At 63.2% G+C, this 12,782-nt stretch carries 13 protein-coding genes, 1 pseudogene and 1 other annotated feature; of the genes and pseudogenes, 9 read left to right on the top strand and 5 right to left on the bottom strand.

Annotated elements, in window-relative coordinates:
* Position 1: 1 nt before the first annotated feature.
* Positions 2 to 757: a haloacid dehalogenase type II gene (locus tag PQ467_RS08555; RefSeq protein WP_274173027.1), complete on the bottom strand. Its 756-nt coding sequence runs from the start codon at positions 755 to 757 to the stop codon at positions 2 to 4.
* A gap of 149 nt (positions 758 to 906) precedes the next feature.
* Here PQ467_RS08555 and PQ467_RS08550 point away from each other — a divergent pair, with 149 nt between their 5' ends.
* From PQ467_RS08550 to PQ467_RS08535, 4 genes are read left to right on the top strand one after another with little or no spacing between them, the layout of a single operon-like run.
* Complete coding sequence (locus PQ467_RS08550; protein WP_274173026.1) at positions 907 to 1,845, top strand: metallophosphoesterase family protein; 939 nt, start codon at positions 907 to 909, stop codon at positions 1,843 to 1,845.
* Positions 1,846 to 1,855: 10 nt separating this feature from the next.
* Positions 1,856 to 2,245 carry a c-type cytochrome gene (locus tag PQ467_RS08545; protein ID WP_274173025.1) on the top strand — a complete coding sequence of 130 codons (390 nt, stop codon included), beginning with the start codon at positions 1,856 to 1,858 and terminating at the stop codon, positions 2,243 to 2,245.
* Positions 2,246 to 2,270: 25 nt separating this feature from the next.
* Positions 2,271 to 2,855 (top strand): sigma-70 family RNA polymerase sigma factor, encoded by a 585-nt coding sequence (locus tag PQ467_RS08540; RefSeq protein WP_274173024.1) that lies wholly within the window; start codon positions 2,271 to 2,273, stop codon positions 2,853 to 2,855.
* The gene (locus tag PQ467_RS08535) at positions 2,852 to 3,616 is read left to right on the top strand and encodes an anti-sigma factor family protein (protein ID WP_274173023.1); all 765 of its coding nucleotides are present in this window, start codon (positions 2,852 to 2,854) and stop codon (positions 3,614 to 3,616) included. Before PQ467_RS08540 ends, PQ467_RS08535 begins: the two co-directional genes overlap by 4 nt.
* Here PQ467_RS08535 and PQ467_RS08530 read toward each other — a convergent pair.
* Positions 3,613 to 4,497, bottom strand: coding sequence for a LysR family transcriptional regulator (locus PQ467_RS08530; RefSeq protein ID WP_274173022.1), 885 nt, complete (start codon positions 4,495 to 4,497; stop codon positions 3,613 to 3,615). The two genes, PQ467_RS08535 and PQ467_RS08530, sit on opposite strands and share 4 nt — an antisense overlap.
* Before the next feature lie 131 nt (positions 4,498 to 4,628).
* Between PQ467_RS08530 and PQ467_RS08525 the strand changes: the two genes are divergently transcribed.
* From PQ467_RS08525 to PQ467_RS08505, 5 genes are all read left to right on the top strand, one after another.
* Complete coding sequence (locus PQ467_RS08525) at positions 4,629 to 5,171, top strand: carboxymuconolactone decarboxylase family protein (protein WP_274173021.1); 543 nt, start codon at positions 4,629 to 4,631, stop codon at positions 5,169 to 5,171.
* Positions 5,171 to 6,154, top strand: a complete 984-nt coding sequence (locus PQ467_RS08520) for an alpha/beta fold hydrolase (RefSeq protein ID WP_274173020.1) — start codon at positions 5,171 to 5,173, stop codon at positions 6,152 to 6,154. The genes PQ467_RS08525 and PQ467_RS08520 overlap by 1 nt, the downstream gene beginning before the upstream one ends.
* A gap of 161 nt (positions 6,155 to 6,315) precedes the next feature.
* On the top strand, positions 6,316 to 7,104 hold the full coding sequence (locus PQ467_RS08515) for an SDR family oxidoreductase (protein WP_274173019.1): 789 nt from the start codon (positions 6,316 to 6,318) through the stop codon (positions 7,102 to 7,104).
* 107 nt (positions 7,105 to 7,211) lie between these two features.
* Positions 7,212 to 8,492 (top strand): cation:proton antiporter, encoded by a 1,281-nt coding sequence (locus PQ467_RS08510; protein WP_274173018.1) that lies wholly within the window; start codon positions 7,212 to 7,214, stop codon positions 8,490 to 8,492.
* Positions 8,489 to 10,048, top strand: coding sequence for a DUF389 domain-containing protein (locus PQ467_RS08505; RefSeq protein ID WP_274173017.1), 1,560 nt, complete (start codon positions 8,489 to 8,491; stop codon positions 10,046 to 10,048). The genes PQ467_RS08510 and PQ467_RS08505 overlap by 4 nt, the downstream gene beginning before the upstream one ends.
* Here the strand turns inward: PQ467_RS08505 and PQ467_RS08500 are convergent.
* The 3 genes and pseudogenes from PQ467_RS08500 to PQ467_RS08490 all read right to left on the bottom strand — a co-directional run bounded on the left by PQ467_RS08500 (position 10,003) and on the right by PQ467_RS08490 (position 12,782).
* Positions 10,003 to 11,484, bottom strand: a pseudogene (locus PQ467_RS08500) (SulP family inorganic anion transporter). The gene PQ467_RS08505 and the pseudogene PQ467_RS08500 sit on opposite strands and share 46 nt — an antisense overlap.
* Before the next feature lie 73 nt (positions 11,485 to 11,557).
* Positions 11,558 to 11,613, bottom strand: a sequence feature (sul1 is cis-regulatory element that is thought to sense ions involved in sulfur or methionine metabolism; They are found in Alphaproteobacteria).
* Between the two features lie 209 nt (positions 11,614 to 11,822).
* Positions 11,823 to 12,359, bottom strand: a complete 537-nt coding sequence (locus tag PQ467_RS08495) for a hypothetical protein (protein ID WP_274173016.1) — start codon at positions 12,357 to 12,359, stop codon at positions 11,823 to 11,825.
* Positions 12,360 to 12,398: 39 nt separating this feature from the next.
* Positions 12,399 to 12,782, bottom strand: a complete 384-nt coding sequence (locus tag PQ467_RS08490) for a response regulator (RefSeq protein WP_274173015.1) — start codon at positions 12,780 to 12,782, stop codon at positions 12,399 to 12,401.

Below are 12,782 nucleotides of genomic sequence, written 5' to 3'. Positions count from 1 at the left end.
TCTAAATCCCGGCAAGCCGCATGGCCACCCCCAGATCCGGCCCCGTTGCATCGGCAGGCGGCATCAGCGGCTCGGCCGCCACGCCCAGCCGGTTGATCCATGCCGTGCGATAGCCGAACCATTTGGCGCCCAGCGCGTCCCATCCGCCAAAGGCAACAAAGCCGATCGCCTCGCGCGGCATGGCGAAATGCTCGCAAGCCATCGCATAAGCCTGAGGCGCAGGCTTGAATGCACGCACGCGGTCGGTCGACAGCGGCGGTTCCATCAGACCATGCAAGCCATTGGCCCGCATAGCTCCCTCCAGCATCGCCTCGCTCAGATTGGACAGAAAGGTCAGGCGCAATCCCGCCTGACGCATTTTCTCAAGCCTTTCGCCCGCATCGGGCCATGCCGGCAGATGCGCAAAGACCAAAATCAATTCGCGCCTTTGCGCCTCGCTCAGGCTCAAACCCAGATTGGCGGCGCAAAACACAAGCGCCGCATTGGTCAGCGCGGCAAAACCGCTGTAACGCCCTGCGGCGGTTTCCAGCCAGGACAGAGCGAATATCTTGGCCGTCCACTGGGCCGCCAGAGCCGCCCCCTGCGCGGGAAACAGAGCGACTGCGGCAGCAGTCACAGCGCGCACATCGAAAATGGTGAAGCCATCAAAGGCCAGCGCGCGCAGGCGAGGCTGCCCCGCCTTCAGTCCGGCAGGCAGAGCCGCCATGGCCAGCCCCAGCGCCGAACGGCGGCTCAACGAAAAAGTAGGATGCGTCATAATGTTCCTGAAGGTTGCTATCGGTCCTCCTATTCGCCGCGCGCCGCGCCAGGGTTTCACCCGCCGCCGCGACAGGAAAAATTTGCCTCGGCCGGGAATAAAGCGCCCGCCTGCTCCGTCTGAACCGGGAAATCCGATGGAGTATCGCCATGACCCCAGACTCTTTGATTGCCCCAATGGATCGCCGCCGCACCCTGCGCTGCATGGGCTGGGCCGGAACCGGCGCACTGTTCACGCTCAGCGGTGGCATCGCCCATTCGCGCATGCTGGAGGCCGGAGCGGGAGCAAAGGGTGAGCCCGCCCCTTTCAGCTTCGTCCAGATCAGCGACACACATATCGGCTTTGCAAAACCCGCCAATCCCGATCCGCTGGCCAGCCTGCGCCAGACCATCGCGCGCATAAAGGCCCTGCCGCAAAGGCCCGATTTCATTGTGCATACCGGCGATGTCACTCATCTTGCCACCCCTGCCCAATTCGACATGGCCCAGCAATTGCTGTCCGAAATCGGCCTGCCGGTCTTTGCCGTGCCGGGCGAGCATGACATGGTCGATGGCGCCGACCCGCGCGCCTTCAACGCCCGTTTCGGCAAGGACATCCGAGGCGACGGCTGGTTCAGCTTCGATATGCGCGGGGTGCATTTCGTCGGCCTCGTAAATTCGGCCATGCTGGGCGCCAGCGGACAGGGCACGCTGGGCCGGGCGCAGCTCGACTGGCTGAAAACCGATCTGGCGGGCCTGTCCTCATCAACCCCGGTGGTGCTGATGTCGCATTTCCCGCTCTGGCCGCTTTATCCCGACTGGGGCTGGGGCACGGCCGATGCGGCCGAGGCTTTCGCCCTGCTGCGCCGCTTTGGCTCGATCACCTCGCTCAATGGTCATATCCACCAGATCCAGCGCAAGGTGGAAGGCAATCTGATGTTCCATGCGGCGCGCTCCACCGCCTATCCCCAGCCCGCGCCGGGACAGGGCGCCGGTCCGGGGCCGCTGGTGGTGCCCGCCTCCGATCTGCCCGCCCATATCGGCATGACCTCACTCAGCCTGACCATGCTCGACGCGCCGATCGCCGTCACCGATCTGACGCTGGGATGAAAGGGCCGCGATGATGAAACGAGAGATCTTTGCCGGGATGATGATCGCGGCGGTGGCGATGCTGCCTGTGGCGATCCGGGCGGATGCGGCAAAACCGGCGCATAGCGGGAATATCGCGCACGGGATGCGGCTTTATCAGGCCTGCATGGGCTGTCATTCGCTCGATGAAAACGATGTAGGGCCGCGCCATCGGGGCGTGGTGGGCCGCCAGGCCGGGGCGCTGCCCGCCTATGCCTATTCAGCCGCTTTGCGATCGTCCCATCTGAGATGGACGCCTGCAAACCTCGACCGCTGGCTGGCGGGGCCGCAGGCCTTGGTGCCGGGGGCCAAGATGTATTACACCGTCCCGGATAGCCAAGACCGGGCCGATATCATCGCCTACCTGGCCAGCCAGAAATAGCGCCGGGGAAAGGCACCATCACGCCATGTTCAGCCGCTGGCATCTTCCCCGCCCGATCTTGCGAAAAGAGCCTGATGGCCCATCGCCCGATCATGCTGCGCGCTTTCGTATGGCCATCATGCCGCATCTCGACGCGGCCTATACCTATGCCCGCTATCTGGCCCGCGACAGCGCCGCGGCCGAGGATATCGTTCAGGAAGCCTTTGCCCGCGCGCTGCGCGCCATGGGCGATTGCCGGGGCGACGAAAAGGCGTGGCTGATGGCCATCGTACGCCATTGCCATCATGACTGGCGGCGCGCCCGGCGCCATGAATGGCCCGCCCAAACCGAGGATGACCGTGAAGATCCCGCCGCGATGAACGCCATGGAAAGCCATGTCACGGCGCGCGAGATGCGCGGCCTGATCGAGCAATTGCCCGAACCTTTCCGCGAGGCTCTGGTACTGCGCGAATTGCAGGAGATGTCCTATCGCGAGATTGCCCGGATCACCGGCGCGCCGCTGGGCACGGTGATGTCGCGCCTTGCCCGCGCCCGCGCGATGCTGGCGGATCTTGTGTTGGCGCCGGACAATGGCGAAACCCGCCCCGGAAAGCAGGAGAAACGGTCATGACCCACAAACCTTGCCCGGAGCGGATCCATGCGCTTCACGCCATGCTGGATGATGAAATCGACGCGCTGGCGACCGTTGAATTGGAAGAGCATCTGCGCGGATGCCTAGCCTGTCGGCGCGAACTCGACAGGCTGGGCCAGTTGCGCGAATATTTGCGCGTGTCCGAATTGCGCGATGCCGCCCCGCCCGTCCTTGCCATGCGGATCGGCCAAATGGCCCCGCCCATGCGCGCCCCGCGCCCGGCGCGCGCATGGTTGGGCGGGGCTGTTGGAGGCGCTCTGGCCGCCAGCCTCGCCTTTCTTCTACTGGCGCCGAATCTGACCGAGCCGGGGTTGGATCAAGCCGTCGTGGACGGGCATATCCGCTCGCTTCAAGCCGGGCACCTGACTGATGTTGCGGTTTCTGATCGCCATGTTGTCAAACCATGGTTCAACGGTCGCCTGACCTTTGCGCCGCCGGTGCCCGATCTGGGCGCATCAGGCTTTACGCTAGGCGGCGGGCGGCTGGATGTGCTCGAAGGGCGCGATGCGGCGGTGTTGGTCTATCGACGGCGCCTGCACACGATCAACCTTTTTGTGCGGCCCGCGCCTGCCCTCTCCGGATTGCGGCAAGGCCTGATGCGGCAGGCGGGCTATGGTGTGGAGCGCTGGCAGATGGATGGGCTGGAATTTCTGGCCGTGTCTGACCTCGATCCGGCCGATCTCGCGCAATTTCGCATGGCCTTTATACGCGGTGCTCATTCCGGCAATCGGGAGCGTTAGAGGGCAGGTCTGGCCTCGCGCATCGCCTCGACAAAGCGCCGGACATTAGGCGAACGCGCGCGATTGCCCTGAAACACCAGCGAAATCGGCACCGGGGACGGATCGTTCTGGTCCAGCACATAGGCCAGACGCCCGGCCGCGACATGGTTCTCCACCTGATAAGACAGCGCCCGCAGGATGCCGCCCCCGGCCATGGCCGCATCCATCGCGCTATCAACGCTGTTGGTCAGCAGACGCGGTTCGACACGCACCGCCTGACGCCCATCGGGGCCAAAGCGCCATTCGCCATTCTGGGTGAAATTATCAAAGGCGATCAGATCGTGATCGCGCAAGGCGGCCACATCGCAGGGTACGCCACGCCGGGCCAGATAGTCCGGACTGGCCACCAGAACCCGCCGCGTTTCGTCGATCCGCAGCGCGCGCAACGCGCTGTCGGCCAAATGCGCGATGCGCACCGCCACATCCACCCCTTCATCGACCAGCCTGACCACCCGGTCGGTCAGGGTCAGTTGAACCGTCAGCCCCGGATGGCGACGCATCAGATCCAGCACGACGGGCAAGACCCGCAGCCGCCCGAACACCACCGGCGCGGTCACAATCAGCAGCCCACGCGGCTCGGCGCTGTCGCCGCGCAGGGTCCGGGCCGCATCGTCCAGTTCGATCAGCGCCTGTCGGCAATGTTCCAGATAGGTCGCGCCTTCGGGCGTCAGTTGCACGGAACGGGTCGTGCGGCGCAGCAGCAACGTACCCAGACGCTCCTCCATTTCGGCCAGAGCGCGACTGGCGGCGGTGGGCGAAATGCGGCGGATGCGGGCCGCTTCAACAAAGCTGCCATGGTCGGCCACGGCGACAAAGGTCCGAATGGCGTCGAGCTGGTCCATGATAATCCCGCAATCCGCAATAATGAAATGTGATGATAGAAGATTATCATCAACATGGCCATGAATTATCTCACCCCTGACACGCTGTTGCGCCCCGATCCCAAGGGCCCGGCGTCATCAGGAGATCCTTCATGTCACGCATCGCCATCCCCACCTACGAAGCCTCGCCCGCAGCCTCGCTGCCGCTGCTTGATGCGGTTCAGGCCCAGTTGGGCGTCATTCCCAATCTCTTCCGTCTGGTGGGCGCCAGTCCGGCCACCCTTGAAGGCTTGCTAGGCCTGAGCGGAGCGCTGAACCGGACGCTTGATGTCCGCACGCGTGAACGGATCGCCATTGCCGTGGCCGAGACGACCGGTTGCGATTACTGCCTTTCGGCCCACAGCTATCTGGCGCTCAATCTGGCCGGACTGGACCAGGAAGAGGTCGAAGCCAACCGCCAGGGCCGTTCGAAAGATCCGCGCGCCGATGCCGTGCTGATCTTTGCCAAGCGCGTGGTGCAGACGCGCGGCAAGGTCGAAAACAGTATGCTTGAGGCCATTCGCCTGGCCGGGCTGTCCGATGCCCAGATCGTGGAAATCGTGGCCAATGTGGCCATCAATGTCTTTACCAACCTTATCAACAATGTGGCGCAGACGGACATCGACTTTCCGGTGGTGCGGGCGGGCGGGTTGTAATGGTCCGTCATAACTTCTCCGGCCTGCGCGCGATGGCGCTGGCGGCATCGGCCCTGCTGTTTGCGGCCCCCGCTCTGGCCGCTTCTCCCTCATCACAAGGAAATCATGGCGTGAACCCTTTGCCTCTGACAACTTATCATTTCGCCACCATCAAGGGGCGCCGGACATTCTATCGCGAGGCCGGCGATCCGTCCGCGCCGACCATCGTCCTGCTGCACGGCTTCCCCACCAGCAGCCATATGTATCGCGATCTTATTCCCCTGCTGGCGGATCGTTTCCATGTGATCGCCCCGGACTATATCGGCTTTGGCCAGTCTGATGCCCCATCGGCCAAAGAATTTGACTATACGTTTGAAAATTTGACCGATCACGTTGATGGCTTGCTCGATCAACTGGGACAGAAGCGCTATGTTCTCTACATGCAGGATTATGGCGGCCCGATCGGTTTTCGTCTCCTGACCCGCCATCCCGACCGCGTGGCCGGTTTGGTGATCCAGAATGCCAATGCCTATCTCGAAGGTATGGGCGACATGCCAAAGCAGGTGTTCCTGCCCCTCTGGCAAGGGCGCAATGCCACGACCGAGGGGGCCGCGCGCGGTTTTCTGGCCGCCCAGACCACGAAATTCCAATATACCGTGGGCGCCCGCAACGAGGCCGCGATCAGCCCGGACAACTGGGCCCATGATCAGGCACTGCTCGACCGGCCCGGCACGGATGCCTATCAACTCGATCTACTCTATGACTATCGCCAGAATGTCGCGCTTTACGATGCCTGGCATGCCGCCCTGCGCCAGCATCAACCGCGCACGCTGATCGTCTGGGGCAACAAAGACCCCTTCTTTATCCCCGCCGGGGCTGAGGCCTTCCGCCGCGATTTGCCCGCGGCGCGGCTGGTCTGGCTGGATGCGGGCCATTTCGTGCTCGATGAAAATGCCGCGCAGGTCGCCGCCGAAATCAAGGCCGAATTCGCGCCCGCGCCTTGATCGCGCCCCACCGGCGCGCCTCGCCCTGCGCATGGGGCCCGGCGCGCCAACCTTTCCCCCAAAGCGGGCCGCAGAGCCCGCCGGGTCGCCCGGCCCGTCGCTGCTCTGTCTTGCCCTTTCAGTGGCGGCGGCGGGTCGGTTTTTCACGGAGAACATATTTCATGCATCACGATCACGCCGTTGCTCGTGTCGCGCTGGTGACCGGCGCAAGCCGGGACATCGGTCGGGCCACGGCGATCCGTCTCGCCCACGATTTCTCCACGGTGGCCATCGTCGCCCGTTCGGCCGAAGGGCTGGCCGGCACCGCCGATGCCATCCGCGCCGCCGGGGCGCAGCCATTTGCCCTGCCCATCGACCTGCGCCAGAGCGGCGCGGCCGGGCAGGCGGTGCTGGATACGGTCAGCGCTCTTGGCCGATTGGACGCGGTGGCGGCCATTGCCGGGGATGTCAGCCAGAAGGGGCTGTTCGAACTGAACGATCAGGACTGGCACGACAGTCTGATGCTGAAATTCCACGCGATGCGACGGCTGATGATCGCCGCCTGGCCCCATTTGCGCCAGAGCGGGGGAGCCGTGGTCATCACATCGGGCACCACCGCTTTCGCGCCCAAGGCCGATTTTGCCGCCGTGGGCGCCATCAATGCGATGATCCTGTCGGTTGCGCGCTGCTTTGCCGAGGTCGGACAGGCCGATGGCGTCCGGGTCAACACCGTCAGCCCCGGCCCGGTGATGACCGACAGGCGACGCGCCATGCTGGCCCGCTATGCCCTGTCCCACGGGCTGACCGAACAGGAAGCGCTGGATCATTTCACCCGCAACAACGGCATTTCCCGCTTTGGGCGGCCTGAGGAATTGGCCGAGGTCTTTGCATGGCTCGTATCTCCGGCAGCCTCATGGATTTGTGGTTCGAACATTCGGATCGATGGGGGCGAGGTGAAAATGGCGTTGTAAAACACTCAAGCCTCACGACATAACATCACGATAATATTCGGGTTTTGCTGGACAAGCCACGCGACATCCTCATGATAGGCCCCTGCGACAAGAGGAGGATGCCCATCATGTCCGCGACATTTTCGCCCTTTGACGCCGCCGCCATGCTGATCGTGGCTGCGGCGGTTCTGGGCTATGCCAACCACCGCTGGCTGCGCCTGCCCGCCTCGGTCGGGCTGACGGTGATGGGCGCGCTGGCCTCGCTGCTGGTGCTGGGCATCGACCGTTTGCTGCCGTCCAGCCAGCTTGCGGCGCAGTTCAACGCCTTTCTGGGACAACTCGATTTCCATCGCACGCTGATGGAAGGGATGCTGTCGTTCCTGCTCTTTGCCGGGGCGCTGCATGTCGACTGGTCGTATATGCGGGCCGGGCGCTGGCCGATCATCATTTTCAGCACGGCTGGTGTGCTGATCTCCACGCTGGTGGTCGGGCTGGCCTTCTGGCTGGTGGCGGGATGGATGGGGCTTGCGGTGCCTTTGGCATGGGCGCTGGTGTTTGGCGCGCTCATCAGCCCGACCGATCCGGTGGCCGTGATGGCGGTGATGAAACGCGCGGCCATGCCTCCTACCTTGCAGGCCACGGTCGCGGGCGAGAGCCTTTTCAACGATGGCGTTGGCGTGGTGGTCTTTTCCATCCTGCTGTCCATCGCCACGGGCGGGGCCGAATTTCATCTGTCCCATGCTGCGATGGATTTCCTGCGCGAAGCGGGCGGCGGGGCCTTGCTGGGTCTGGCCATCGGCTGGGTCGCCTTTCGCGCCATGCGCAGTATTGACGAATATAATATCGAAGTGATGATCTCTCTGGCCGTGGTGATGGGCGGCTACAGCCTTGGCATGGCGGTGCATATCAGCGGGCCGGTGGCGATGGCTGTGGCGGGTCTGGTCATCGGCAATGCGGGCGTGGCCCATGCGATGAGCGATGTGACGCAGGATTATCTGCTGAAATTCTGGGCGCTGATCGACGAGATTCTCAATGCCGTACTGTTCCTGCTGATCGGGCTGGAGGTGATTGCCATTGCGCCGCATCTCTCGCTGCTAATGCTGGGGGTCATCTCGATTGTGCTGGTGATGGCCGGGCGGATCGTGTCGGTGGGCATTCCACTGGCGCTGATGCGGCGGATGATCGACATGGGGCCGCTGGCCCTGCCCACGCTGGTGTGGGGCGGCTTGCGCGGGGGCATCTCGGTGGCGCTGGCGCTATCCCTGCCCGACAGCCCAATCCGCAGCGCCATTCTGGCGGCCACCTATATCGTCGTCCTGTTTGCGGTTATCGTTCAGGGCGGCAGCATCGGCGCGCTGATCGAGCGGATCAAGGCGCACCATGGCGTGACGGGAGTGACGGTTCATTGAGGCACTGGCATCACATTTTGCGGCGCTGGCGGGTCAAGCTGGCCCATCTGGTCCTGCTGCCCGAAATGAACGAGGAAGATGGGGCAGCAATCCGCCAGCAGGTCGAGGATGACGGCAGGCTGACGCGCGGCTTTGCGCTGATGTGCGGCATTGCGGCGGGCATTGCCATGCTGGGCCTGCTGCAATCCTCAACGGCGGTGGTGATCGGGGCGATGCTGGTTTCGCCGTTGATGGGGCCGATTGCGGCGCTGGGTTTCGGCTTTGCCGCGCTGGACGGGCATCGCATCCGCGATGCGGCCAAGGTGGTGATGGTGGGCGCGGCCATCGGCATCATAACGGGCATCCTCATCACAATGGCCAGCCCGATCCGCAATGCCACGCCGGAAATCATCGCGCGGACCCAGCCCACGCTGCTTGATCTGGTGGTGGCGCTGCTATCCGGGCTGGCGGGCGGCTATGCAACGGTGATGAAAAAGGGCGGGACGGCGATCGGCGTGTCGATCGCCACCGCGCTGATGCCGCCGCTGACCACGGTGGGCTATGGGCTGGCGGTGTGGCAGCCTGCTTTTGCATTAGGCGCGCTGCTGCTGTTTCTCACCAATCTGTCGGCCATCGCCTTTGCCTTTGCGCTGGTGGCGCGGCTGAGCGGCGCGGCGCTGCCCGAAAAGCAGGTCGACTGGTCGCCGCGCTATGTGCTGGCCGGGTTGAGCGCCTTTGCCATTCTGGCGGTTCCGCTGGGCCTGACCCTCTCGCAGGTCAGCCGCGAGGCCGGTTTGCGCAAGACCGCCCGCGCCGCCATTGCCGAGGCCACGGACGGCGCCAACAGCCGGATTGCCCAGCTTGACGTATCCTGGCCGCTGCTGGGCGATCCGGAGGTCAGCGCTCTGGTCGTCACCTCACACTATGCCGGTGATGCCGAGCAGGTCTTGCGCAAGGCGCTGGCGGCAGCGGGTGCGGCCAAGGTTACCGTCAAGCTGCAACAGGTGCTGGCCGCCGACCTGCCCGCCCAAACGCAGGCGATGGTCGATGCCGCGATGGAGCGCACCGCCGCAGGCATTGCCGCCGATGTGCCGCCCTTTGCCCGCATTCGCGCCGCCATCGGGCTGCCGACCTCCGCGCTCTGGGTCAATCGGTCCGAACGCATGGTATTTGCCGCGCCGGTCGCCGCGCCCGGCTGGGCGCTGGCTGATTATCGCCAGATCGAAGAAGCCGCGACGCAGGCCGCGCAAGGCTGGCGCGTGGCCATCGTGCCGCCCGCTGGCGCGGAGCTGACGGTCGCTCTGGATGGCGCAAAGGAAGATGCCAGTGCCATCACGCCCGATCTGGCGATCTGGGCCGTGCAACGCTGGGGGCTGAACCGGGTGATCGTAGTAGGGCGGGAGGAGGAGGTCAGCCCCCTCGTTCAGCAATTGCAACAGGCGGGCATTGCCGCATCCGTCATTCCGCCAGATCCCCAAGGCAAGCCGCAACAAGCCAAGTTGCGTTTGTCCGCTCCTCCCTCCGCTATCGCTCAGCCTGAGACGGTGCCGGGTTCAGCGCGCACCAACGGAGCGTGACGGTCCACCAGAATGGCGCTTGCCTGATTGAGCCCGACAAGTTCGACAAGGATGCCGTGGCGGCGCAACTCCCCCTTCCAACGCGCCAACGGCCGTCACATCCCACATATGGGCATCGCTAAGGTCGAAATGAACCCGCCCTGCCCGGTCGCGCAGATCGAAATAGTTGGCAAAGTATCGGCGCTGGCAAAGAAGATCTGGCCGGACACGGTATAATGGCACGTGTCGCTGTCGGGGTCATAGGTGACGGTCACCTGCATCATGCGCGTCACTTTGAACGCGAAAAACACCCCGCTGAGCAACACGCCCACCGCAACGCCTGCGGACAGGTCATGCGTGGCCACCGTCACGGCGACCGTGACCAGCATCACCATGCTGGACATTTTGGGATGATGCACCAGATCGCGCAGTGAGCCCCATGAGAAGGTGCTGATCGACACCATCACCATAATCGCCACCAGCGCGGCCACCGGCACCTGCGCCACCCATGGCCGCAGCGGCACCAGCACCACCAGCAAAAACACGCCCGCCGTCAGCGTGGACAGCCGCCCTCGCCCGCCATAGCGCACATTGCCCACCGTCTGCCCGATCATTCCGCAACCGGCGATCCCGCCAAACAGCCCTGCTGCGACATTGGCAAGGCCAAGCCCGGTGCTTTCGCGCGACTTGTTGCTGGTGGTTTCGGTCAGATCGTCGACCACGGCGGCGGTCATCTGCGATTCGAGCAGCCCTACCGCTGCAATAGCCAGCGAATAGGGCGCGATAGTCCGCAGTGTCACCCAGTCCAGCGGCACCCGTGGCAGCGAAAAGACGGGCAGTGAAGCGGGCAATTGGCCAAGATCAGCAACAGTATGAATGGGCATGGGAAGCACCATGCTCACCCCAGTCAGCACGAGGATGCAGATCAGCGGGGATGGCACCCATGCGATCACGCGGGGGGCAAGGTAGATGATGGCCAGCCCCAGCGCGATCAAGGCGTAAGTATGCCATGTCACCCCCAGCATCTGGTGCACCTGCGCCGAAAAGATCAGGATCGCCAGCGCGTTGACAAAGCCGGTACGCACGGAACGCGAGACAAAACGCAGCAGCACATCAAGTTTGAGCAAGCCAAACACGATCTGAAGCAATCCGCCCAGCACCGTGGCCGCCAGCAGATATTGCAGGCCATGCGCATGGACCAGCGCCCCCACCACCAGCGCCACCGAACCCGCCGCGCCCGAGATCATCGCCGGTCGGCCGCCGGCCAACGCAATAACGATGCCGATCACGAAGGACGCAAACAGCCCGACCTGAGGATCGACCCCCGCGACAAAGGAAAAGGCGATCACCTCGGGGATCAGGGCAAAGGTGCCTACCATACCCGCCAGAATGTCACGGCGCGCATCAGAGAAACTTTCGAACCATTCGGTGCGATAGCGAACAAGGCTTTGAGACATCATCAAGAGGGATTTCCACGAAGATCGCAAGGCGCCCATGGCGCGGCACGGAATATGGCGTGTTTGCGAAATGCGTTGTCCGGCGGATTGGCGGCCGGAATAGCCACCCGGAATTTCACCGGGTCCATGCGAATAAGGCCCGTTAGCGCGAAACGAGCATCACCACAAGCCGCCGCATTCGTGCTCTCAGCCCCTTATTGGCATTGCTCCCGTTCGGTAATACCAGCCCATTGGTCAGCCTCATTCTCGAATGACAGCGTGAGTTGCAACAGACTGGTATCGGGCAAAAGCTTGCGCGGCGGGTTCTTGGGTCGCCTTTAAATCGGGTGTCGCTGATATCAGGTCGACGCGGTTGCCTTCTTGGCGGCCGCATCGAGTTCAGTTGCAGTCAATGAAATGAACAGGCCGTTCGCCCCAAGACCGAACGCCTTTTTGGTCAATGAGACAGGGCCTGAGGCTCGCTCTATAAGCACCTGATCACCTTTGACTTCTTTGATAGTTCCGATGACCGTTCCGGCCTTGCCCTTGACCTCTGCGCCAGACGTCATGGCCGCCTCCAACGCGGCTGCTGCCTTTTGGCTTGCGGCCGCCACTTGGTCGTCAATCTGCACCTTCGTCATGGAAACGGTCGGCCCCTTTGGGCCGGAACCGAACGCAGTTTTAGGAAGCGCAGCCTTGTGCATCCCGGTGTCGATGACGATGGTTTCACCCGACATGCTGTCAATCTTGCCGACCTCGCCGCCTTGCAGATCATAAGTCATAGCCCCCACGATTAAGGTGTGCGTGGGGGAGGCGGTTTTGGCCTGTTGCGCCATGGCGACTGGAACAAGAGTCAAGGCTGCCGAGGCGACCAAAAGGCCACGAATAAGTTTCACGTCAAGTCTCCTTGTTAAATAAAATCAATGTGATGATATTCAATTCAGTTTTCGGCGGCGGCTCAACAGACCGGAAATGCAATCGACAAGCTGGGCCTCATGGACGGGCTTTTGGAGAGCCACGCTCTCACTGACGCCAAGGCGGGGCCAATCTGGCGCACCTTCTCCGGTCACATAGACAACGGCAATTTCTGGAACGAGTTCACGCACCTGATGCGCCAAAGACCAGCCATCATCTCCGTCGCCGAGCCGGATGTCCGTTATCAGCGCGTCATAGCGGGTTGTTGAATCGCAGAGCAAATTCATGGCCTTGCTTGCGCAACTTGCAGCGATCACCTCGAAACCGTGATGTTCAAGGGCAATTTCCATGGCAAAGCAAAGAAGCGCATCGTCTTCGACCACGAGGATTTTGGGCAAGCTCAT

The organism is Novosphingobium sp. KACC 22771 (assembly GCF_028736195.1).
In the GTDB taxonomy this organism is placed as follows: Bacteria; Pseudomonadota; Alphaproteobacteria; order Sphingomonadales; family Sphingomonadaceae; genus Novosphingobium.
The sequence above is the reverse complement of the archived record's forward strand: the minus strand, read 5'-3'. Positions and strand labels throughout refer to the sequence as shown.

Coding starts and splice junctions, on each gene's coding strand:
- PQ467_RS08555 (WP_274173027.1), bottom strand. CDS start 757: ATGACGCATCCTACTTTTTCGTTGAGCCGCCGTTCGGCGCTGGGGCTG.
- PQ467_RS08550 (WP_274173026.1), top strand. CDS start 907: ATGACCCCAGACTCTTTGATTGCCCCAATGGATCGCCGCCGCACCCTG.
- PQ467_RS08545 (WP_274173025.1), top strand. CDS start 1,856: ATGATGAAACGAGAGATCTTTGCCGGGATGATGATCGCGGCGGTGGCG.
- PQ467_RS08540 (WP_274173024.1), top strand. CDS start 2,271: ATGTTCAGCCGCTGGCATCTTCCCCGCCCGATCTTGCGAAAAGAGCCT.
- PQ467_RS08535 (WP_274173023.1), top strand. CDS start 2,852: ATGACCCACAAACCTTGCCCGGAGCGGATCCATGCGCTTCACGCCATG.
- PQ467_RS08530 (WP_274173022.1), bottom strand. CDS start 4,497: ATGGACCAGCTCGACGCCATTCGGACCTTTGTCGCCGTGGCCGACCAT.
- PQ467_RS08525 (WP_274173021.1), top strand. CDS start 4,629: ATGTCACGCATCGCCATCCCCACCTACGAAGCCTCGCCCGCAGCCTCG.
- PQ467_RS08520 (WP_274173020.1), top strand. CDS start 5,171: ATGGTCCGTCATAACTTCTCCGGCCTGCGCGCGATGGCGCTGGCGGCA.
- PQ467_RS08515 (WP_274173019.1), top strand. CDS start 6,316: ATGCATCACGATCACGCCGTTGCTCGTGTCGCGCTGGTGACCGGCGCA.
- PQ467_RS08510 (WP_274173018.1), top strand. CDS start 7,212: ATGTCCGCGACATTTTCGCCCTTTGACGCCGCCGCCATGCTGATCGTG.
- PQ467_RS08490 (WP_274173015.1), bottom strand. CDS start 12,782: ATGAGCTTGCCCAAAATCCTCGTGGTCGAAGACGATGCGCTTCTTTGC.